Raw genomic sequence first — 19168 nt, 5'->3', positions numbered from 1 at the left:
TCAGCCACCGATCAGGGCCAGGTAACGGTTGAGGGTGTCGCTGTAGTGGTCGGCGTACCACAGGTTGTTCATCTGCACCTGTTTGCGCAGGTTGTCCGGCGCCGTGGGGTTGATCTTCTGCAGGTCGGCCGACAGCAGGCTGTTCACCTTGCTGTCCACGGGGCCCATGTTGTAGACCTCCATCAACTTGGCCTGGGTTTCGGGGCGCAAGGCAAACGCGATGAACTTCATGGCATTGGCGGCGCCTGCGGGGTTGTTCTTGGGTACCATCCACACCGATGGCGCGACGATAGCGTTGTCGAAGCCCCAGTCGATGGCGCCGCCGGTGTCCTGCTTTACCAGTTGCGCGCGGGTGTGCCACATCTGCGCCATGCTCACCTCGCCGTCACGCAGCAACTGCTGGCATTCGGCGCCGGTGGACCAGTGGGTGACGATGTGCGGCATCAGCTCTTCGATCTTGCGCAGGGCGCGGTCGACATCCAGCGGATAGAGTTTGTCCGGGGTCACGCCGTCGGCCAGCAGCGCGCATTCGAGGTTGGCGCTCATCCACTTGTACAGCGTGCGTTTGCCAGGGTACTTCTTCACGTCCCAGAAGTCGGCCCAGCTCTTGGGCGGGTTCTTGCCGAATTTCTTTGCGTCATAGCCCATCACATAGCTGTAGCTGTAATTGGCCAGGCCGAACTCGTGGACGTCGCCATAGCCGATCAGGGACTTGTCGACCACGCTGTAGTCGATGGGCGTCAGTACGCCCTCCTTGCCCAGGCGATAGGACGAGTACATCTCGCCGTCGCACACGTCCCAACGCACCGCGCCACTGTTGACCTGGGTTTTCACCGCGCCCTCGGTCGGCCCGCTGCCGTCCACCTGCAGCTTCATGCCGGCGGCGTTGAAGGCCTGAAAGCTTTTCTCGAACGCCGGGACCGCATCGCCGCCCCAGTTCGCCACCACCACCGAGCCGCTGTCGGCAAAGGCCTTGCGCAAAGGCCCCATGCCAGCGGCGGCGGCCATCACCATCAGCAACTGGTTGAAGCTGCGACGGCTGAGGGTGCCCGCCTCCACTCGCTGCTGGGCGATCTGGGCAACGTCCTCGATAAAGTGCTGTTTGTCTTTCATTCTCGGTTCCCTTTGCAAAGTGGCGGCAGGTGATCGAAATGTTGTTATTGGTTTGAAATCAGGTGACCGTGCTGCTGGGACCAGGAGCACCAGTACGGCTGCCCCCGTTCAAGACTGTTCAACAAGGGATGGCTGACGGGGATGCGCAGGGCAATCGGCTGGGCATCCTGGGTGCGCAGATCGACGCTGACGTGGGTGCCCAGGTAGGTAATGGCTTCCATCCGCGCTACCACGCCATTGCCGTTGCCGGTCTGGTCCACAGGTTTGAGGTCCAGATGCTCGGGACGAATCGCCAGCCAGTGCTCGGTGCTGGCGAACGACAGCGGCCGCTCCACGCCTTGAGTGATGCGCAGGGACCGACCCTGGTAATTGCACACCAGCGCGCCGTCCTGGCGGCTGATGTCGTTCACGCCCAAGAGGTTGGTGTCACCCAGGAAATTGGCCACAAAGCGGCTGGCGGGACGCTCGTAGACTTCCTGGGGCGTGCCCAGTTGCTCCAGCCGCCCCCGGTTGAACACGGCGATGCGGTCCGAGAGCGCCAGCGCTTCTTCCTGATCGTGGGTGACGAAAACGAAGGTGGTGCCGAACTCCTTGTGCATGCGTGCCAGCTCACCCTGCATCTCCTGACGCAGGCGGCGGTCCAGCGCCGACAGCGGCTCATCGAGCAGCAACAGCGGTGGCTCGAACACCAGCGCCCGGGCCAGCGCCACGCGTTGTTGCTGGCCGCCGGACAGTTGCTTGATGCCACGGGTGCCCATGCCATCGAGCCCGACCCGCTCGATCATGCGGCCGACCCGCTGTTTGATCTGCTCCGGCGCCATCTTGCGGACCTTCAGCGGATAGCCGATGTTCTGCTCCACGGTCATGTGCGGAAACAGCGCGTAGCCCTGGAACACCACGCCGAAATTGCGCTGGTCGGCGGGCAAGCCGGTGATGTCCCGGCCATTGCACAGGATCCGGCCTTCACTGGGTTGTTCGAAGCCTGCGAGCATCATCAGCGTGGTGCTTTTGCCGGAACCGGACGGCCCGAGCAGGGTGAGAAATTCGCCACGTTTGATATGGAGGGTGATGTCGCTCAGCGCACGGGTGGCGCCATAGCACTTGCCCAGTTGCTGCAGATCGACGAAATGTTCCGGGGAAATCGACATGGGATCTTCCTCCTGCGTAGGCGTGCCAGACGCCGTCCTGTGCAGCTATCGTCATGGCAAATTAAATTGACTTCAACTGATTTGTTTTCTAGGTTTCATGTGAATTCAATTCACTGAAAACCTCGAAAATGCCCCTGAAAGCGACACGCCGCCTCCCCTCCCTGATTGCCTTGCGCGCTTTTGATGCACTGGTTCGCCAGGGCAGTACCGGTGCTGCGGCGCTGGAGCTGCACGTCACCCACAGCGCGATCAGCCATCAGATCAAAAAGCTCGAGGAGGAACTGGAAGTCGCGCTGGTGGAGCGCAATGGCAAGGGCGTTCACCTGACCTCAGCGGGGCGTAAGCTTAGCCAGTTGGTCAATGGTGCATTCGAGCAGTTGCGCGATATCCAGAATGCCCTGCCGACGGTCACCCCTTCCGGCAGCCTGCGCATCGCCTGCGCCCCGGCGTTGCTGGCACGGATCTCGGGGATGCTGGAGCGTTTTCTGCGCGACTACCCTGAAGTTTCGTTGCACCTGCTGCCCATCGAGCACGCCACGCAGAACGTGGACATGGTGATTTCTTTTGGCGACAGCGAGGTGCAAGGCCAGCGTATCGCGGCACTGGGCGACATCCTGTATTTCCCGGTGTGCAGCCCGCGCCTGCTCAACGGCAGCGAACCCCTGCGCAAGCCGCGGGATCTGGCGCGGCAGGTATTGCTCCACGAGGACGACGGCTATGACTGGAGCCGCTATTTTCTGGCGGCGGGAATTCCCAGCCTGCAAGGCCGGCAGAACATCTTCCTGCCCGACGCCTCGCTTACCATCGGCGCGGCGATTGCCGGGGTTGGCATCACCATCAGCGACCACATCCTGGCCGGCGAGCAACTGGCCCAGGGCACGCTGATTCGCCTGTTCGACATCGAATTTCCCGCCCCTCACCCCTATTTCATCATCATGCCGCCTCGGGGCGACAACGACCTGGCCAAGGCCTTCGCCGACTGGCTGATGCGCGAGCTTGAGTTGATCGAACGGGTGGGTTGAGCCCGGGTGCGCTCTTGATTCTGCCCGCAGGGCGTAGGAGCGCGCTTGCCCGCGATCTGGCGCGGCAGCGGCAGCGGCAGCGGCAGCGGCAGCGGCAGCAAAACCAGACACCGCGTCCTGTCAGGTGCACCGCATTCACCGAATTTGCTGTCGCTGCGCGCCAGGTCGCGGGCAAGCGCGCTCCTACGATGGGAGGCATGTAAACCCGCGATCGGGGTATTCAGAACCTCGGGATCTCGAGCCCCAGGCTTTCGCGCAAGGTCGTGCCTTCATACGCCGTGCGATACACCCCGCGTTCCTGCAACAACGGTATGACTTCCCCGGTGAAACGCTTGAACTGACCCGGATGGCCGATGTAGATATTGAACCCGTCCAGCGCCCGCGCTTCGAACCACTCGGTCATCTTGCGGGCCACGGTTTCGGCCGATCCCACGAAAGCGCCCGGGCGCAACTGGCGGCCGAACTCCACCGCCTGGCGCAAGGTAAACCCCTTCTCCCGTGCCTGGTCGGCGATACGCTTGGCATTGGTGAAAAAGCTGCTGCGCGCGGCCTCAAGACTTTCCTGCGGGAACGGTGCATCAAGGTCATATTGACTGAAATCGTGCCAGCCGAAATTGCGCCCGAATTCCTTGAGCGCCAACTCGAAGCTGTGGTCGGCCTGATGGTAGTGCCGCTCGATTTCCCGGGCATGCTCATCGGTGTCCCCGACATAGATCTCGGCCCCCGGCAGCACCAGCAGTTGCTCAGGATCGCGTCCCAGTCGCTGCGCCCTGCCCTTGACGTCGCGGTAGAAGGCCTGGCCCTGCTCGATGCTGGCCGCATGGGTGAACACCACATCCGCCGTCGCCGCGCCCAGCTCACGCCCTTGCTCCGAATCCCCGGCCTGAAAGATCACCGGCTGGCCCTGAGGCGAGCGCTGGATATTCAGCGGCCCGACCACGCTGAAGTGCTCGCCCTTGTGATTGAGCGCATGCAGCTTGTCGGTGTCGAGAAACTGCCCGCTGGCGCGATCCCGCACAAAAGCGTCATCTTCATAGGACTGCCACAACCCCTGCACCACCTTTACATGCTCGGCGGCGCGGCCATATCGGGTGTCGTAGTCGTAGTGCTCGTCGCGACTGTAGTTGCCGGCGGTGCCGGCGTCGCCGCTGGTGACCACGTTCCAACCGGCGCGGCCCTTGCTGATCAGGTCCAGCGACGCCAGCCGCCGGGCCACGTTGTACGGCGAGTTGTAGGAGGTGGTCAGCGTGCCGACCAGGCCCAGATGTCGCGTGCTCACCGCCAGCGCCGAGAGCAGCGTAAGCGGTTCCAGGCGATTGAGGTAATGCGACGGCGAGCCCGGTGTGATGAACTGGCTGTCGACAATGAACATCAGGTCGAACAGCGCCGCCTCCGCCTGCCGCGCGATGTCGATGTACCAGTCGATATTGACGCTGGCATCGGCCGGCAGCTCAGGGTCGAGCCAGAGGTTGTGCCGCCCCGGTCCACCACAGCCCATGGTCAGGGCGCCCAGCTTGATCTGTCGTTTGCTCATGGTTCAAGGCTCCCCAGGCGTTATGGCTGGACGGTCGCAGTGGCGGTTTGCAGGGGTGCGCTGAACGACTGATCGAACAGGCTCGCTGCCGGGTACGACTTGATAAGGCCCAGGCCTGCGAAGAAATCCACGGTCTTCTGCGCATCGGCAATCACTTGCGGGCTCAGTGGCTCGACGTTGGTGCGGGCACGGGCGAACCACACGCGGGCAATCTCGGCGTCGGCGCGGGTGCGCTTGGCCCAGGCATCGGCGTAGGCATCGGTATTGGCCGAATCTTTGAGGGTCCATTCACGGGCCTTTTTCAGGCGCTTGAGGAAGTCATCGATGGCGGCGCGCTTGGTGTCGATGATGTGGGCGTTGGCGACCACGTAGCTCTGGGCCGGAATCAGCCCTTCAGCGGTGGCCAGAATCCGCGCCCCTTGGCGCTCCTGTTGGGTAACGTAGGGCTCCCAGGTGGCGATCACGTCCACCGAGCCGCCGTCCAGTGCATGGGAAGCGTCCAGGGCGCTGAGGTAACGCAGGTCGAGGGAGTCGCGCGGCACACCGGCGTTGTCCAGCGCTGTGAACAGCAATTGCTGGCTCCACGAGCCTTTCCAGATCGCCGCCCGCTTGCCGCGAAGGTCGGCGATGCTGTGGATGTCCGAGTCCTTGCGCGCAAGAATGGCAACGCCGCCCAGGTTCTGCCGGGTAATGGCAATCACCTTGATCGGCGCCCCAAGCGCGCCTAAGAACAGCGGCGGCGCATCGCCCAGCAGGCCCAGGTCCAGGCTGCCGACATTGAGCGCTTCGGCCACCGGGGATCCTGCGGTGAATTGCTTGAACTCAAGGGTATAGGGCAAATCGTCGAGCACCCCCGCCGCTTCCATCACCGCCTGGGCGTTGTAGCTCTGATCGCCTACCACCAGGGTTTGCGCTTGCGCGGACAGGCTCAGCAACGCGGCCGCAGCACCGGCGGCCAGATTCTTCAGATAACGCACGTTCGTCTCCAGATGCCTTCTCAAGGCAGGTCAGAACGATCCGCGCGCACGGTCTCGCCAGCATTGACAGCTAATTATAGCGTTTGCGTATAACTACGCTCCTGCTTATAAGCTAAAGACTCCTTTCGGCATTGTGAAATTCTATTTGGGTATAACCTAATGTCATTAACATGCGCCAGACACATGTCTTGTGATTCCCCCCAGTGAACTACCCTTTGAAGCCATGGGCAGTCTGTTCTTTTCATGATCGATGCGCACATTGGCAACAGACCGCTGTCCATCCCATAAGCATCACGCAGAGAGGATTAGACATGTCTTCAGATTCTCGTCCCGCGGTACTCGAACTGATCGGCAACACCCCGCTGGTGAAGGTCACCCGGATCGACACCGGCCCCTGCACCCTCTTTCTGAAACTCGAATCCCAGAACCCCGGCGGCTCGATCAAGGACCGCATCGGCCTGGCCATGATCGACGCCGCCGAACGCGACGGCAGCCTGCGCCCTGGCGGCACCATCGTCGAAGCGACGGCGGGCAACACTGGCTTGGGCCTGGCACTGGTGGGGCGCGCCAAGGGCTATCGGGTGGTGCTGGTGGTGCCCGACAAGATGTCCACCGAGAAGGTCTTGCACCTCAAGGCCATGGGCGCCGAGGTGCACATCACCCGCTCGGATGTCGGCAAGGGCCATCCGGAGTATTACCAGGACGTCGCCGCCAGACTGGCCAAGGAAATCCCCGACGCGTTCTTTGCCGATCAGTTCAACAACCCTGCCAATCCGCTGGCCCATGAGTGCAGCACCGCACCGGAAATCTGGGCCCAGACCCAACATGATCTGGACGCTATCGTGGTGGGTGTCGGCTCGGCCGGGACCCTCACCGGTCTGACCCGGTTCTTCAAGCGGGTGCAGCCGGATCTTGAGATGGTGCTGGCCGACCCGGTGGGCTCGGTGGTCGCCGAATACAGCCGCACTCGCACCCTGCCCACGCCCGGTTCCTGGGCGGTGGAAGGCATCGGCGAGGACTTCATTCCGTCGTTTACCGACATCTCCACCGTGCGCCACGCCTACTCGATCAGCGACGAAGACAGCTTCGAACATGCGCGCAAACTGCTGCGCACTGAGGGCATCCTCGGCGGCTCATCTACCGGCACTCTGCTGGCGGCCGCGTTGCGTTATTGCCGCGAGCAGACCGAGCCCAAGCGCGTGGTCAGCTTTGTCTGCGACACCGGCACCCGCTATTTGTCCAAGGTCTACAATGACCAGTGGATGACCGACCAGGGCCTGCTGCAACGCACCCATTATGGTGATCTGCGCGACCTGGTGGCACGCCGCTTCGAAGACGGCCGGGTCATCAGCGTGGGGCCCGACGACACCCTGCTCACAGCCTTCCAGCGCATGCGCCTGGCTGATGTCTCGCAGTTGCCGGTGCTGGTCAATGGCAAGCAACTGGTTGGCGTGATCGACGAATCGGACATCCTTCTCAACGTACACAAGGATGCCTCGCAGTTTCGCGCCGTGGTCGCTGACGTCATGACCGAAAAGCTGGAAACCCTAGCGCCGGACGCGAGCCTGGCGCAGCTTCAGGAGGAACTCGACCGCGGATTGGTCGCCATCATCGCCGATGCATCCGGCTTTCATGGCTTGATCACCCGTTTTGACCTGCTCAATCACTTGCGGAGATCCCTTGCATGACTCAGCACGACGACAGCCACCCGTCCCACGCCTTCGCCACCCGCGTGATCCACGCAGGCCAGGCGCCCGACCCCAGTACCGGCGCGCTGATGCCGCCGATCTACGCCAACTCGACCTATCTGCAGGAAAGCCCCGGGGTGCACAAGGGCCTGGACTACGGCCGTTCGCACAACCCCACTCGCTGGGCGCTGGAGCGTTGCGTGGCGGATCTGGAAGGCGGCACCCAGGCCTTTGCCTTCGCGTCGGGCCTCGCCGCCATCGGCTCGGTCCTCGAATTGCTGGATGCCGGTTCGCACATTCTCTCGGGCGATGACCTGTACGGCGGCACCTTCCGCCTGTTCGACAAGGTGCGCAAACGCAGCGCCGGGCACCGCTTCAACTTCGTCGACATGACAGACCTCTCGGCCTTCGAAGCGGGCCTGCAAGACGACACCAGGATGATCTGGGTCGAAACCCCGAGCAACCCGCTGCTGCGCCTGACGGACCTGGCGGCCATTGCGCGCATCTGTCGGGATCGCGGGATCATCTGCGTGGCGGACAACACCTTCGCCAGCCCCTGGATCCAGCACCCGCTGGCGTTGGGGTTCGACATCGTGGTGCACTCGACCACCAAGTACCTCAACGGCCACTCGGATGTGATCGGCGGGATTGCCGTGGTCGGGGACAATGCTGATCTGGCCGAGCGGCTGGGCTTTTTGCAGAACTCGGTGGGGTCTATCGCAGGTCCCTTCGATGCGTTCCTGACCCTGCGCGGGGTGAAGACCCTGGCACTGCGCATGGAACGGCACTGCGCGAATGCACTGGAGCTGGCCCAATGGCTGGAGCGCCAGCCGCAAGTGGCGCGGGTCTATTACCCCGGCTTGCCGTCCCACCCGCAGCATGCGCTGGCGTGCCGGCAGATGCGCGGTTTCGGCGGGATGATTTCCCTGGACCTCAATACCGACCTCGCGGGTGCGCGACGGTTTCTGGAGAAGGTCGAGATCTTCGCCCTCGCTGAAAGCCTGGGCGGTGTCGAAAGCCTGATCGAACACCCGGCGATCATGACCCATGCCAGCATCCCGGCGGCCAACCGCGCAAGGTTGGGCATTGGTGACGCCCTGGTGCGGTTGTCGGTGGGCATCGAGGACGTCGAAGACCTGCGCGCGGACCTGGCGCAGGCGTTGGCGAGTATCTGAGACGCAAGGCCGGCGGCGTTCTCAAGGACGTCCCCGCCGGCAAGCCGTGCTGCTACGGATTGTGGTGCGCCGAAGATCTTTGTAGCAGCCGGGCTTGCCGGCGATGGCGATCTCAAGGACGCCCCCGCCGGCAAGCCGTGCTGCTACGGGACCGTGCTGATCACAATTGTGAGGTCTGCACCGAAAGCCTGTGGGAGCGGGCTTGCCCGCGAAGGCGTTGGGCCTGACGCCTCGATGGTGCCTGATCCACCGCTTTCGCGGGCAAGCCCGCTCCCACAGATCATGACCATTCAATAATTGAAGACATCCCGCAAACCCGTAGCAGCCGGGCTTGCCCGCGGGTCGATCTCAAGGACGCCCCGCCAGCAAGCCGTGCTGCTACGGGTGATCGGGGGGTTACTTCCAGGCTCCACCCTCGACGATCACTGCCGCAGGATCGGTATCGGCTGCCAATTGCTGGCGCACGTACTGGTCGTACAGTTTCAGCAGGTATTTCTCCTTGCCAAGGCTGGCAAGCTCGCCGTTGACCCACTGCTGCAACTCGGCATTGCCCTTCTTCACCGCCGGCGCAATCGGCGCTTCGTCGCCCAGTTTCTGCGGCAACACGCGATACCCCGGGTTCTGCTTGGCCCAACTGAACAGCACCAGGTTATCTTGCGCATAGGCATCGCCACGGCCATTGGCCAAGGCCTGCAGCGACTCGGAGTTTTTCTCGAACTTGAGCAGCTTCCAGTCAGGATGATTCCTGGTCAGCCAGATGTCGGCAGTGGTCCCGGTAGTGACGATGATGGTCTTGCTCGCCAGATCATCCAGGTTCTTGACCGCACTCTTCTCCGGCACCAGTGCCTGTACCGCGACCCGCAGGTTCGGGTTGGTGAAATCGACCACCTGCGCACGCTCGGGCGTGACGGTCATGTTGGCCAGGATCAGGTCGACCTTGTCACTTTGCAGAAACGGAATACGGCTGGCGGGCTCCACCACCACGAATTCGATTTTCTTCTCGTCCCCCAGCAGGTCCTTGGCGAAACGGCGCCCCAGGTCGGTGTCGAACCCGACATAGTCGCCCTTCTCATCCACGAACCCGAACGGTGGCTTGTCGCTGAATACGCCAACGACCAGCTTGTCCCGGGCCTTGATCTTGTCCAGATAGCCTTCGGCATGGGCAGCGGTGGCGCCGACCAGCAGGCCGACGGCAAGCAGAGGGAAAACGAGGGCAGATTTAAGCTTCACGATGCATTCCTTTTAGGCAAATTTTCTACATAGGAAAACTTCTCCAGAAACTGCTGCGCGCGTGCGGTCTGCGGGGAGCTGAAGAATGTTTCAGGGGCGCTCTGTTCGGCGATCCGGCCGCCGTCCATGAACAGGATCCGGTCCGCCACTGCACGGGCAAAAGCCATTTCGTGGGTGACGATCAACAGCGTCATGCCGCTGCGGGCGAGGTCCAGAATCACCTCCAGCACTTCCTTGACCATCTCCGGGTCAAGGGCTGCGGTAACCTCGTCGAACAGCATGACTTTTGGGTTCATGCACAAGGCACGGACGATGGCGATACGTTGCTGCTGGCCGCCGGACAACTCGCGGGGGTAGGCATCGCGCTTGTCCAGCAGACCGACGCGTGCCAGCAGCGTTTCAGCCTGGGCTCTGGCCTGTTGCAGCGGGCGCTTCTGCACGCTCAAAGGGCCGAGCAGGATGTTGTCCAGCACGCTCATGTGCGGGAACAGGTGATAACTCTGGAACACCATGCCGATCTGCTGACGCACCAGTCGCCAGTCAGTGTTGGCCGGCAACTCGCGCCCGGCAAAGCGATAGGTGCCCGCGTGCCCCAGCTCAAGGCCGTTCAGGCAGCGCAGCAAGGTGCTCTTGCCACAGCCGCTGGGACCGAGGATCACCACCACCTCGCCTTCGCGCACCTTGAGGTCGATGTCCTGCAAAACCGGGCTGCTGCCGAAGTTCTTGGAGAACCCCGCCAGTTCTATCAATACACTCATGAATGATTCCACCGCCGCTCAAGCACGCGGGAGGCGGCTGACAGCGGATAACAGGCCAGAAAGAAAAAAACGAAGAGAAAGCCGTAGATCAACACCGATTCGTAGGTGCGTTCGATGATCTGCTGGCCGATCTTGATCACGTCCACCACGCCGATCAGCACCGCCAGCGAACTGGTCTTTATCAGCCGCGTGAAGACGTTGATCATCGGCGCCGTCATGCGTCGCAGGGCCTGGGGCAGCAGCACCTTGCCGTACAGGCGCGGCAGGTCCAGGCCGATCGCCAGCCCCGCTTCGCGCTGGCCACGGGGCAACGAGCGCAGGGCGCCGCGCACCACTTCGCCGGCTTCCGTGGCACCCCATAACGACAGCACCAGCACCGCGCACCAGAAGCCCTGAATGCTCCAGCCGAAGAAGATCGGCAGGCCGAAGAAAAACAGGTACAGCCAGACCAGTACCGGAATGGCCCGGAACAGCTCCAGATATACCAAAAGGATCAGGTCCAGCCAGCGAATGCCCAGGTTGCGCAGCACGCCGTAGATCAGCCCACCGACACTGCTGAACACGATGGCCAGCGCCGAGATGCCCAGGGTGCGGCCGATGCCGGTCGCCAGTTGCGGCGCCGACACCCACAGCAATTCAAGACCCGAACTGGCCATGGGAAAGCCTCCTTTCCAGGGCCCGCAGCAACAGCGACAGCGGCACGAACAGCACCACACACAACCCGGTCATGACCGCGAGCATTTCGTAGGTCTTGTAATACAGCGCGATGTAATTCTTGGTGGTGTAGAGAATTTCCGGCACCGCCACCGCCGACACCACGGTGGTTTCCTTGAGCAGGAAAACGAAGTTGGCGAACAGCGCGGGCAAACTGAGGATCCCGGCCTGGGGCAGGATCACGTGGCGCAGCAACTGCCAGCGCGACAGGCCGATGGACAGCCCTGATTCGATCTGCGAACGGGGCACGGCTTCGATCCCGGCGCGCAGGATTTCAGTCAGGTAGGCGCCACCGAGAAAGGTCATGGCAATGATCGCCGACGCAAAGCCGGAGATACGAATGCCGATACTGGGCAAGGCGAAATAGATGAAAAACAGCTGGATCAGCAGCGGCGTGTTGCGAGCCAGCTCCACGTAGACTCGCACCAGCGGCTGCAACAGCGGCACGCGAAACATCAGGATCGTCGCATTGACGAGCGCCACACACAGCGAGGTGGCGATGGCAATAAGGCCCACCTGCAAAGTGACGCCCACCGCAGCGATGAAAGCAGGCAAGGTGGACAGGGCGAAGGCAACATCGAAATTCATTTCAGGGCATCGACAGTAACGGACCTGGACGATTGCAGGCTTTGTGCCATATCCCACACAAGCGAAAACAGGCCATCGCGCATCCGGGAAGCCTGCTAACTGACTGTTTTCAAACGAAAGTGTTGAACCGGTGTTGCCATGACAACATCCACCGGACCGGAGCAGTCGGCTTGCTGGCGACAGCGACTTCAAGCCCGCCCCCGCAGGCAAGCCCGGCTGCTACAGGATATGAGGTGTTCGTTAAAGCGGCATACGCCCGATGCTGAAACGTTTTTGAACACAATACTTGTACAGACGTTGCATAATGTATAACCATGCGCCCGCCTTAAGGCACAATGCCATCACATTGAAGGGCCTCGCCCGGCACAACCCGTTTCCCCTGAGGTTCTCATGCAGTTGATCGACGACCCGGATGCCATGTACCGCCTGCTCATCCAGGGTGTCGTGGACTACGCCATTTACATGCTCAGCCCCGAGGGCATTGTCGCCAACTGGAACCCGGGCGCAGAACGGGCCAAGGGCTATACCAGCGCTGAAATCGTCGGCAAGCATTTCTCGGTGTTCTACAGCCAGGAAGAGCGCGACCGCGACCAGCCGGGGCAGAACCTGGAAACCGCACGCCAGACCGGCCGCTTCGAAGCCCAGGGTTGGCGCATGAAAAAGGATGGCGGATCGTTCTGGGCCCACGTCGTCATCGATGCGGTCCGTGATCCGGCGGGCAACCTGATTGGCTTTGCCAAGATCACCCGGGACATCAGCGAACGGCGCGAGAATGAACTTCAAGTGCTGGAAGCCAAGGTGCTGGCCGAGCAATACAGCGCGGAGATGGCATCGCTGTCGCGCTTTCTCGATTCGGTGATCTCCAACATCCCGGCCAGCGTCATCGTAAAGGACGCCCAGACCCACCGCGTGCTGCTGGCCAACCAGCAGGCCGAGGCGCTGCTGTCGGTGGGCGGCGTCACCATGGTCGGCAAGATGCTCAGTGAGTGCCTCCCACACGAGGTGGCGGTCTATATGGACCAGCAAATGGGTGACGACCTGCGCGCAGGCGACATCAGGACCGCTGAAACCCTGGTCAGCACCAACAAGGGCCCCAAGACGCTCAGAAGCCGCACCGTGCTCAACCGCGACCCCGGCAACACCACCGATTACGTGCTGTACGTGGCCGAGGACGTGACCGTGGAGTTGGCCGCGACCGCCAGAATACATCACATGGCGCACCACGACGCCCTGACCGGCCTGCCAAACCGGGTGCTGTTCCATGACCGCCTCAAGACCACCCTCGCCCAGGGTCAAGGTTCGGAAAAACTGACCGCCGCGCTGTGCCTGGATCTGGACGACTTCAAGAACATCAACGATGCCCTGGGCCACGGCTTTGGCGACAAACTGCTGCGCGCCCTGAGCAACAGGCTGCGCTCCGAGCTGCGCGATCGCGACACCCTGGCCCGCCTGGGCGGTGACGAGTTCGCGGTGGTGTTGCCCGAACTGGACACCGCCGAGGCTGCCGAACTCACGGCGCAACGGCTGATCCAGGCCGTGCGGCCGCCCTTCCTGATCGAAGGCCATAGCTGCTCGGTGGGCGTGAGCATCGGCATCGCCCTCTCGCCGGACGACCACGACACACCCGAGCAGTTGATGGGCTACGCCGACATGGCCCTGTACGAAGCCAAGCGCAACGGCCGCAACCGCTTCGAGCGGTTCCGCGCGCAACTGGACGAAGCGGCGCGTTACCGTCGTTCGATGGAAACCGACCTGCGCACCGCGCTGCATTTTGGCCACCTGCAACTTCACTACCAGCCCATCGTCAGCCAGAACGGCGGGCAGATTTCAGGCTACGAGGCGCTGCTGCGCTGGATGCACCCCACCAAGGGCGCGATCATGCCGATGGACTTCATCCCCATGGCCGAAGAAACCGGGCTCATTCACGAGGTGGGCAACCGCGCGCTGAACCTGGCCTGCCAGGAAGCGGCCAACTGGGGCACCGAGCAGACCGTGGCGGTGAACCTGTCGCCGGTGCAGTTCAGCAACCCCGGGCTGGTCGACGCCGTTGCCCTGGCGCTGGCGGATTCGGGCCTGGCCCCGGCTCGGCTTGAGCTGGAAATCACCGAATCGGTGTTGCTGGAAAACAGCGACGAGAACGTCAACACCCTGAGGGCGCTCAAGGCCCTGGGCGTGGCGATTTCTCTGGATGACTTCGGCACTGGCTACTCGTCCCTGGGCTACCTGCGCTCGTTCCCGTTCGACCGGATCAAGATCGACATGTCGTTCGTGCGGGAAATGGCCAACAGCAAGGAAGCGCTGGCCATCGTGCGGGCGATCACCGGCATGAGCAACAGCCTGATGATCAAGACCACGGCCGAAGGGGTCGAAACTGTCGAACAGATGCAGCAGTTGATCAGCGAGGGCTGCTCGCATTTCCAGGGGTATTATTTTGGCCGGCCTATGCCCGCCGCAGAGCGCCTGGAGACGGTGAGCGACTAGTCTCGATTGACCGTAGCAGTCCAGCTTGCCGCGGCGGTATCGAGATCGCCGTCGCGGGCAAGCGCGCTCCTACAGAACGATTCGCCGCACCACAGTCCGTAGCAGCACGGCTTGCCGGCGGGGGCGGCGTCAGGATCGATACGGGCTGCCGCCTTACCCCGCCTTCGCCATCTCTTCATCGGCCTCATGGGCCTGCACCGCATGGGCCAGGTCCTCGGTCATGCGCAACTCGACGCCGGTCGCGGAATACTGCGCGGCGGCGGCAAACGGCGCGGACGCCACCGGCACCGGGTGCGCGCGACGACGCCAGACGAAGAACGCCACCATCCCCAGGTTGATGACCGCAAACGCCCAGAACAGCCCTGACGGCCCTGCCCAGGTCATGACCGGGGAAATCGCCATCGGGCTTACCGCCGAACCCAGCGAGTTGATCAGCAGCAGGCCCTGGATCATCCGCACCAGGGCGCCATCCGGCGCGCTGTCGGCAGCATGACTGACCGCCACTGGATACACCGCGAACACCCCGCCACCGAGCAGGAACATCACCAGCACCATCGGCCAGCCCGAAGGCGGCAACAGCACAGCGGCAACCGACAGCACCGCGCACGCTGCGCCCAGGATGATGAGCACGGTCTGGCGGTCCTTGCGGTCCGACCAGCGCCCGACCGGATATTGCAGCACCATGGCGCCGAAAATCACTGCAGCCATCATGTGCCCGACTTCCGTCACGTTCAGCCCCACCTTCTGCAGGTACAGCGGCAGCAAGGTGTAAACCGCCGCAATGGCCACGCCCGAACCAAAGCAGCCCATGACCCCGGTCGGCGTGATGCGCAGCAATTTGCCCGGATGCAACGGCTCGGCGCGCTCCACCAGCGGCGTGACCTTGGGAATCATCACGATCGGCACCAGCGACAGCGAAGCCAGCATGGCCGCAATGGTAAACGGCACATCCTGCCCCGCCCCCATCACCGTGCCCAGGCTCAATTGCCCCAGCAGGCCCGCGCTGTAGAGGGCGATCATGTACAGCGCCAGCAGGCGCCCGCGAATTTTCGGTTCAGCCACCAGCAGCAGCCAGCTTTCCACCACCAGGTACACACCGACGATGGCCCAGCCGTTGATCAGGCGCAGGGCCGACCAGATCCACGGATCGCTGCACAGGCCTTGCAGCGAAATGGTCACCGCGATCAGCGCGGCGAAGCAGCTGTAGGCACGAATATGGCCAATGCGGGAAATCAGACGCTCGTTGAAGATCGAGCCCAGGGTCAGGCCGATGAAATAAGCCGACGACACCACCCCTACCATCGTCGCGGAGAAACCCATGGCATCCAGGCGCAATGTCGTCAGCGACGACATCAGCGCGCTGCTGATGCTCATGATAAACAGACCCAATAGCGGAGCCAGCGCCATGGACAGCAATTGCACAGACATAACGACCTCAGTGGACAAACAGAAAGGTATCGTTGCTGGCGGGGGCTTTATTGGAATTGTGCAGCGGGCAACGCAGGGCGCGCATCTTAGCGGGCAAGATGGCGCTGTTGAAGACGCCGGCAGGAAGAATTTCGACACATCGGTCGGCAAGCCGATAGTCGGCGTGGGCAAGGGGTATTGATGTGGCCAAGGCCTGCCGGCGGCGGTGATTTTTAGATCGCCCCGCCGGCAAGCCGTGCTGCTACGAGCCTGAATCAGACAGGATTAGCGGCGATCCAGCCACACGGTTTGCGCGTTGCAGAACTCGCGGATGCCGAAGTGCGACAGCTCGCGACCGAAACCGCTCTTCTTCACGCCGCCAATCGGCACGCGGGCATCGGAGGCGGTGTAGCCATTGATGAACACGCCGCCGGTCTCCAGACGCGCAGCGATGTCACGCGCCAGCTCCACATCGGCAGTCCAGACGCTGCCAGCCAGGCCGAACTCGCTGTCGTTGGCCAGTTCCACCGCGTGGTCGGCATCACGGGCAACGATCAGGGACGCCACCGGGCCAAACAGCTCTTCCTTGAAGGAGGTCATGCCCGGGCGGACGTTGGCCAGGATGGTCGGCGGATAGTAGTTACCCTCGCCCGCCAGCTTGTCGCCGCCCAACAGCAGGGTGGCGCCTTCGCCGAGGGTCTTCTGCACCTGGTCGTGCAGCTCGTCCCGCAGGTCATAACGGGCCATCGGGCCGATGTAATTCTCGTCCACAGTCGGATCGCCCATTTTCAGCGCCTTGACCGCCGCCACGAACTTCTCGGTGAAGGCCGGGAGCACGCTTTCTTCGACGATGATCCGCTTGGCGGCCACGCAGATCTGCCCGCTGTTCTGGTAACGGCCGACCGCAGCAGCCTTCACGGCCTCGTCGAGGTCAGCATCGGCCAGTACGATGAACGGATCGGAGCCGCCCAGTTCCAGCACGCATTTCTTCAGCGCCGCACCGGCCTGCGCAGCAATCGCCGAGCCTGCACGCACGCTGCCGGTGACCGCGACCGCTGCGATGCGCGGATCGGCGATGGCACTGGAAACGCCTTCATTGGTGACGTTGATGACCTCGAACACGCCCTCCGGCAAGCCGGCCTCAGCCCAGGCATCACGCAGCAGATAAGCACTGCCCATGACGTTCGGCGCGTGCTTGAGCACGTAGGTGTTGCCCGCCAGGATCATCGGAATCGCGCCGCGCATCACCTGCCAGATCGGGAAGTTCCACGGCATGACGGTCAGGATCGGACCCAGCGGCAGGTAATCGATGTAGGCCTTGTCGTTTTCCACCGGAGTCTTTTCCGGCGCCAGCATGGCCGGGCCGTGTTCGGCGTACCAGTCGCAGGTGGCTGCGGTTTTTTCGACTTCGCCACGGGCCTGGACAATCGGCTTGCCCATTTCAGCGGTCATCATCTGCGCCAGCGCTTCGGCATTCTGGCGCAGCGCCTTGGCGACCTTGCGCAGTTGCTCGGCGCGCACGCTCACAGGCTCCTTGCGCCAGGCCTTGAAGGCGGCGGCGGAGCGGCTGAGGGTTTGCTCAAGATCGGCTGCGCTTTCGAACGGATACTCGGCAAACACCTCGCCGGTGGCAGGGTTCAAGGAGATGGCGTGGGTGGGGGATGCGTGTTTCGACATAATCAAAAGCCTCCTGATGACGGTTGACCTTCGCCGCCGGGCAGACGCCCGTTGCTGAAGTCTTGGGGCCACGATAATCTCTCGCTGAAATTTGTGATAATGAATAATTATCAAAAATACATTCTCTAATCGAGAAAGAACACGAGACGCCCATGGACCTGACCCAACTCGAACTGTTCAAGGCCATCGCCGAAGAAGGCAGCATCACCGCCGCCGCCCAGCGCCTGCACCGCGTACCCTCCAACCTGACCACGCGCATCAAGCAACTGGAACAGGAACTGGGGGTGGATCTGTTCATCCGCGAGAAACTGCGTCTGCGCCTCTCGGCCACCGGATGGACCTTTCTGGACTACACCAAGCGCATCCTGGAGCTGGTGGAAGAAGCCCGCCAGGCCACTTCCGGCACTGAGCCCCAGGGCGTATTCTCCCTGGGGTCGATGGAAAGCACGGCGGCGGTGCGCATCCCTTCCCTGCTCGCCGACTTCCACCAGCATTACCCCAAGGTCGAGCTGGATTTGTCCACGGGCCCTTCGGGCGACATGATCGATGGCGTGCTGTCGGGTAGGTTGAGCGCGGCGTTCGTCGACGGCCCGCTGCGCCACCCGGAACTGGAAGGCATCAAGCTGTTCGAGGAAGAAATGCTGCTGATTACTGCGGCTACCCACGAGCCGGTGAGCCGCGCCCGGGACGTCAGCAGCAAGACGGTCTACGCCTTCCGCCAGAACTGCTCCTACCGGCGGCACTTCGAGGAGTGGTTCAAGGCCGACATGGCGACCCCCGGCAAGATCTTCGAGATGGAGTCCTACCACGGCATGCTCGCTTGCGTCACCGCAGGTGCCGGGGTGGCGATGGTGCCGCGCAGCATGCTCGAAAGCATGCCCGGTTGCCGCAACGTCAACGCCTATCCGCTCAGCGAGGCGTTTCGCTACCTCAATATCTGGCTGACCTGGCGCCGGGGCGTGCGCACCCCGGCGCTCAACGCGTTCATCGAGCTGGTACAGAAAACGGTGGGACAGCCCCGGTCCGCTGACGAGGCTGTGTGAAGGCCATCGCTGCCCGCCGACAGGCCCAGGCCTGGACCTAGCGTGGAATGATGATGGGGACGAAGGTCGTCGGGGCCTGAGGCCCCTTCATCAGGCCATCGGCCTCGACGATGTGGATGCCCTTGCCCTTGGCGTAATCGAACAGCTTCTGGGTCGAATCGCGGTCGACATAGCCACCATCGTCGATGATCGCGCTGAGCCCGGTCTGGCGCTGCGCCTCGACGAACTGCACCTGCCGGGTCAGGCCGAAGTTTTCCAGGCTGACGGCCTTCAGGTCCGTCCATTTGAGCTGGACGATCTCGGTGTAATGCAGGGTCTTGGCATCCCAGCCCAACACCGACAAGCCATCGTCGGTAAGCGCATAGGTGCAGAAACTCATCCCGCCGACATTCGAGCCCGGTGTTGCGACCACCACGTTGCAGCGACCATGCTGGAGGACCGGTTTGACAATTTCAGGATTCTGGCTGGCCACCTGAGCCGCATAGCCTGCGCGATCGTAATATACGGTTGCCTTGTCCAGCGGCGTTGTGCACCCGGCCAGCAAAACAGCCCCGAGCAGCGTCAGACTTCCTATCGCTTTGTACATGACTTCCTCATTTGAAAGCACGGCAGA

At 62.6% G+C, this 19168-nt stretch carries 17 protein-coding genes; 6 read left to right on the top strand and 11 right to left on the bottom strand.

What is annotated here, in order from left to right; translation table 11 throughout:
* Together NPS29_RS03550 and NPS29_RS03545 are read right to left on the bottom strand one after the other, a co-directional pair.
* Positions 1-1113: an ABC transporter substrate-binding protein gene (locus NPS29_RS03550; RefSeq protein WP_274130744.1), complete on the bottom strand. Its 1113-nt coding sequence runs from the start codon at positions 1111-1113 to the stop codon at positions 1-3.
* A 44-nt stretch (positions 1114-1157) separates the two neighbouring features.
* Positions 1158-2261: an ABC transporter ATP-binding protein gene (locus tag NPS29_RS03545; RefSeq protein ID WP_274130743.1), complete on the bottom strand. Its 1104-nt coding sequence runs from the start codon at positions 2259-2261 to the stop codon at positions 1158-1160.
* Positions 2262-2389: 128 nt separating this feature from the next.
* On the opposite strand from NPS29_RS03545, the gene NPS29_RS03540 reads away from it, so the two are divergent.
* On the top strand, positions 2390-3283 hold the full coding sequence (locus NPS29_RS03540; RefSeq protein WP_274130742.1) for a LysR substrate-binding domain-containing protein: 894 nt from the start codon (positions 2390-2392) through the stop codon (positions 3281-3283).
* Positions 3284-3503: 220 nt separating this feature from the next.
* On the opposite strand, the gene NPS29_RS03535 is transcribed toward NPS29_RS03540, so the two are convergent.
* Together NPS29_RS03535 and NPS29_RS03530 are read right to left on the bottom strand one after the other, a co-directional pair.
* On the bottom strand, positions 3504-4817 hold the full coding sequence (locus tag NPS29_RS03535) for an LLM class flavin-dependent oxidoreductase (RefSeq protein WP_274130741.1): 1314 nt from the start codon (positions 4815-4817) through the stop codon (positions 3504-3506).
* Positions 4818-4837: 20 nt separating this feature from the next.
* Positions 4838-5794 carry an ABC transporter substrate-binding protein gene (locus NPS29_RS03530; RefSeq protein WP_274130740.1) on the bottom strand — a complete coding sequence of 319 codons (957 nt, stop codon included), beginning with the start codon at positions 5792-5794 and terminating at the stop codon, positions 4838-4840.
* Between the two features lie 311 nt (positions 5795-6105).
* Between NPS29_RS03530 and NPS29_RS03525 the strand changes: the two genes are divergently transcribed.
* Together NPS29_RS03525 and NPS29_RS03520 are read left to right on the top strand one after the other, a co-directional pair.
* Positions 6106-7482 carry a cystathionine beta-synthase gene (locus NPS29_RS03525; protein ID WP_274130738.1) on the top strand — a complete coding sequence of 459 codons (1377 nt, stop codon included), beginning with the start codon at positions 6106-6108 and terminating at the stop codon, positions 7480-7482.
* Positions 7479-8657, top strand: coding sequence for a cystathionine gamma-synthase (locus tag NPS29_RS03520; RefSeq protein ID WP_274130737.1), 1179 nt, complete (start codon positions 7479-7481; stop codon positions 8655-8657). The genes NPS29_RS03525 and NPS29_RS03520 overlap by 4 nt, the downstream gene beginning before the upstream one ends.
* A 396-nt stretch (positions 8658-9053) precedes the next feature.
* Here NPS29_RS03520 and NPS29_RS03515 read toward each other — a convergent pair whose 3' ends face one another.
* Genes NPS29_RS03515 through NPS29_RS03500 form a run of 4 tightly spaced genes read right to left on the bottom strand, consistent with a single transcriptional unit; the run spans position 9054 to position 11947 of the window.
* Positions 9054-9887 (bottom strand): transporter substrate-binding domain-containing protein, encoded by an 834-nt coding sequence (locus NPS29_RS03515; RefSeq protein WP_425312434.1) that lies wholly within the window; start codon positions 9885-9887, stop codon positions 9054-9056.
* A complete protein-coding gene (locus NPS29_RS03510) occupies positions 9884-10645 on the bottom strand; it encodes an amino acid ABC transporter ATP-binding protein (protein ID WP_274130736.1) in 762 nt (253 codons plus the stop codon). Before NPS29_RS03510 ends, NPS29_RS03515 begins: the two co-directional genes overlap by 4 nt.
* On the bottom strand, positions 10642-11301 hold the full coding sequence (locus NPS29_RS03505) for an amino acid ABC transporter permease (RefSeq protein WP_274130735.1): 660 nt from the start codon (positions 11299-11301) through the stop codon (positions 10642-10644). The genes NPS29_RS03510 and NPS29_RS03505 overlap by 4 nt, the downstream gene beginning before the upstream one ends.
* Positions 11282-11947 carry an amino acid ABC transporter permease gene (locus NPS29_RS03500; RefSeq protein ID WP_274130734.1) on the bottom strand — a complete coding sequence of 222 codons (666 nt, stop codon included), beginning with the start codon at positions 11945-11947 and terminating at the stop codon, positions 11282-11284. The genes NPS29_RS03505 and NPS29_RS03500 overlap by 20 nt, the downstream gene beginning before the upstream one ends.
* A 390-nt stretch (positions 11948-12337) precedes the next feature.
* On the opposite strand from NPS29_RS03500, the gene NPS29_RS03495 reads away from it, so the two are divergent.
* Entirely contained in the window at positions 12338-14428 is a 2091-nt protein-coding gene (locus tag NPS29_RS03495) for a sensor domain-containing protein (RefSeq protein WP_274130733.1), read from the top strand.
* Positions 14429-14581: 153 nt separating this feature from the next.
* Here the strand turns inward: NPS29_RS03495 and NPS29_RS03490 are convergent, their stop codons facing one another.
* The gene (locus NPS29_RS03490; protein ID WP_274130732.1) at positions 14582-15856 is read right to left on the bottom strand and encodes an MFS transporter; all 1275 of its coding nucleotides are present in this window, start codon (positions 15854-15856) and stop codon (positions 14582-14584) included.
* Positions 15857-15866: 10 nt separating this feature from the next.
* Between NPS29_RS03490 and NPS29_RS03485 the strand changes: the two genes are divergently transcribed.
* Complete coding sequence (locus tag NPS29_RS03485) at positions 15867-16037, top strand: hypothetical protein (RefSeq protein WP_274130731.1); 171 nt, start codon at positions 15867-15869, stop codon at positions 16035-16037.
* Positions 16038-16120: 83 nt separating this feature from the next.
* On the opposite strand, the gene NPS29_RS03480 is transcribed toward NPS29_RS03485, so the two are convergent.
* Positions 16121-17512, bottom strand: a complete 1392-nt coding sequence (locus tag NPS29_RS03480) for an aldehyde dehydrogenase family protein (protein WP_274130730.1) — start codon at positions 17510-17512, stop codon at positions 16121-16123.
* Between the two features lie 152 nt (positions 17513-17664).
* Between NPS29_RS03480 and ptrR the strand changes: the two genes are divergently transcribed.
* Positions 17665-18555, top strand: a complete 891-nt coding sequence (gene ptrR, locus NPS29_RS03475; protein WP_274130729.1) for a putrescine utilization regulator PtrR — start codon at positions 17665-17667, stop codon at positions 18553-18555.
* A 37-nt stretch (positions 18556-18592) separates the two neighbouring features.
* Here ptrR and NPS29_RS03470 read toward each other — a convergent pair whose 3' ends face one another.
* Positions 18593-19141 (bottom strand): hypothetical protein, encoded by a 549-nt coding sequence (locus NPS29_RS03470; protein ID WP_274130728.1) that lies wholly within the window; start codon positions 19139-19141, stop codon positions 18593-18595.
* Between the last annotated feature and the right edge of the window lie 27 nt (positions 19142-19168).

Source organism: Pseudomonas putida (assembly GCF_028682175.1).
GTDB lineage: Bacteria > Pseudomonadota > Gammaproteobacteria > Pseudomonadales > Pseudomonadaceae > Aquipseudomonas > Aquipseudomonas putida_AD.
This window is presented reverse-complemented; position numbering and strand designations above follow the sequence as displayed.

Coding starts and splice junctions, on each gene's coding strand:
- NPS29_RS03525 (WP_274130738.1), top strand. CDS start 6,106: ATGTCTTCAGATTCTCGTCCCGCGGTACTCGAACTGATCGGCAACACC.
- NPS29_RS03520 (WP_274130737.1), top strand. CDS start 7,479: ATGACTCAGCACGACGACAGCCACCCGTCCCACGCCTTCGCCACCCGC.
- ptrR (WP_274130729.1), top strand. CDS start 17,665: ATGGACCTGACCCAACTCGAACTGTTCAAGGCCATCGCCGAAGAAGGC.
- NPS29_RS03550 (WP_274130744.1), bottom strand. CDS start 1,113: ATGAAAGACAAACAGCACTTTATCGAGGACGTTGCCCAGATCGCCCAG.
- NPS29_RS03545 (WP_274130743.1), bottom strand. CDS start 2,261: ATGTCGATTTCCCCGGAACATTTCGTCGATCTGCAGCAACTGGGCAAG.
- NPS29_RS03510 (WP_274130736.1), bottom strand. CDS start 10,645: ATGAGTGTATTGATAGAACTGGCGGGGTTCTCCAAGAACTTCGGCAGC.
- NPS29_RS03540 (WP_274130742.1), top strand. CDS start 2,390: ATGCCCCTGAAAGCGACACGCCGCCTCCCCTCCCTGATTGCCTTGCGC.
- NPS29_RS03500 (WP_274130734.1), bottom strand. CDS start 11,947: ATGAATTTCGATGTTGCCTTCGCCCTGTCCACCTTGCCTGCTTTCATC.
- NPS29_RS03495 (WP_274130733.1), top strand. CDS start 12,338: ATGCAGTTGATCGACGACCCGGATGCCATGTACCGCCTGCTCATCCAG.
- NPS29_RS03490 (WP_274130732.1), bottom strand. CDS start 15,856: ATGTCTGTGCAATTGCTGTCCATGGCGCTGGCTCCGCTATTGGGTCTG.
- NPS29_RS03535 (WP_274130741.1), bottom strand. CDS start 4,817: ATGAGCAAACGACAGATCAAGCTGGGCGCCCTGACCATGGGCTGTGGT.
- NPS29_RS03480 (WP_274130730.1), bottom strand. CDS start 17,512: ATGTCGAAACACGCATCCCCCACCCACGCCATCTCCTTGAACCCTGCC.
- NPS29_RS03470 (WP_274130728.1), bottom strand. CDS start 19,141: ATGTACAAAGCGATAGGAAGTCTGACGCTGCTCGGGGCTGTTTTGCTG.
- NPS29_RS03505 (WP_274130735.1), bottom strand. CDS start 11,301: ATGGCCAGTTCGGGTCTTGAATTGCTGTGGGTGTCGGCGCCGCAACTG.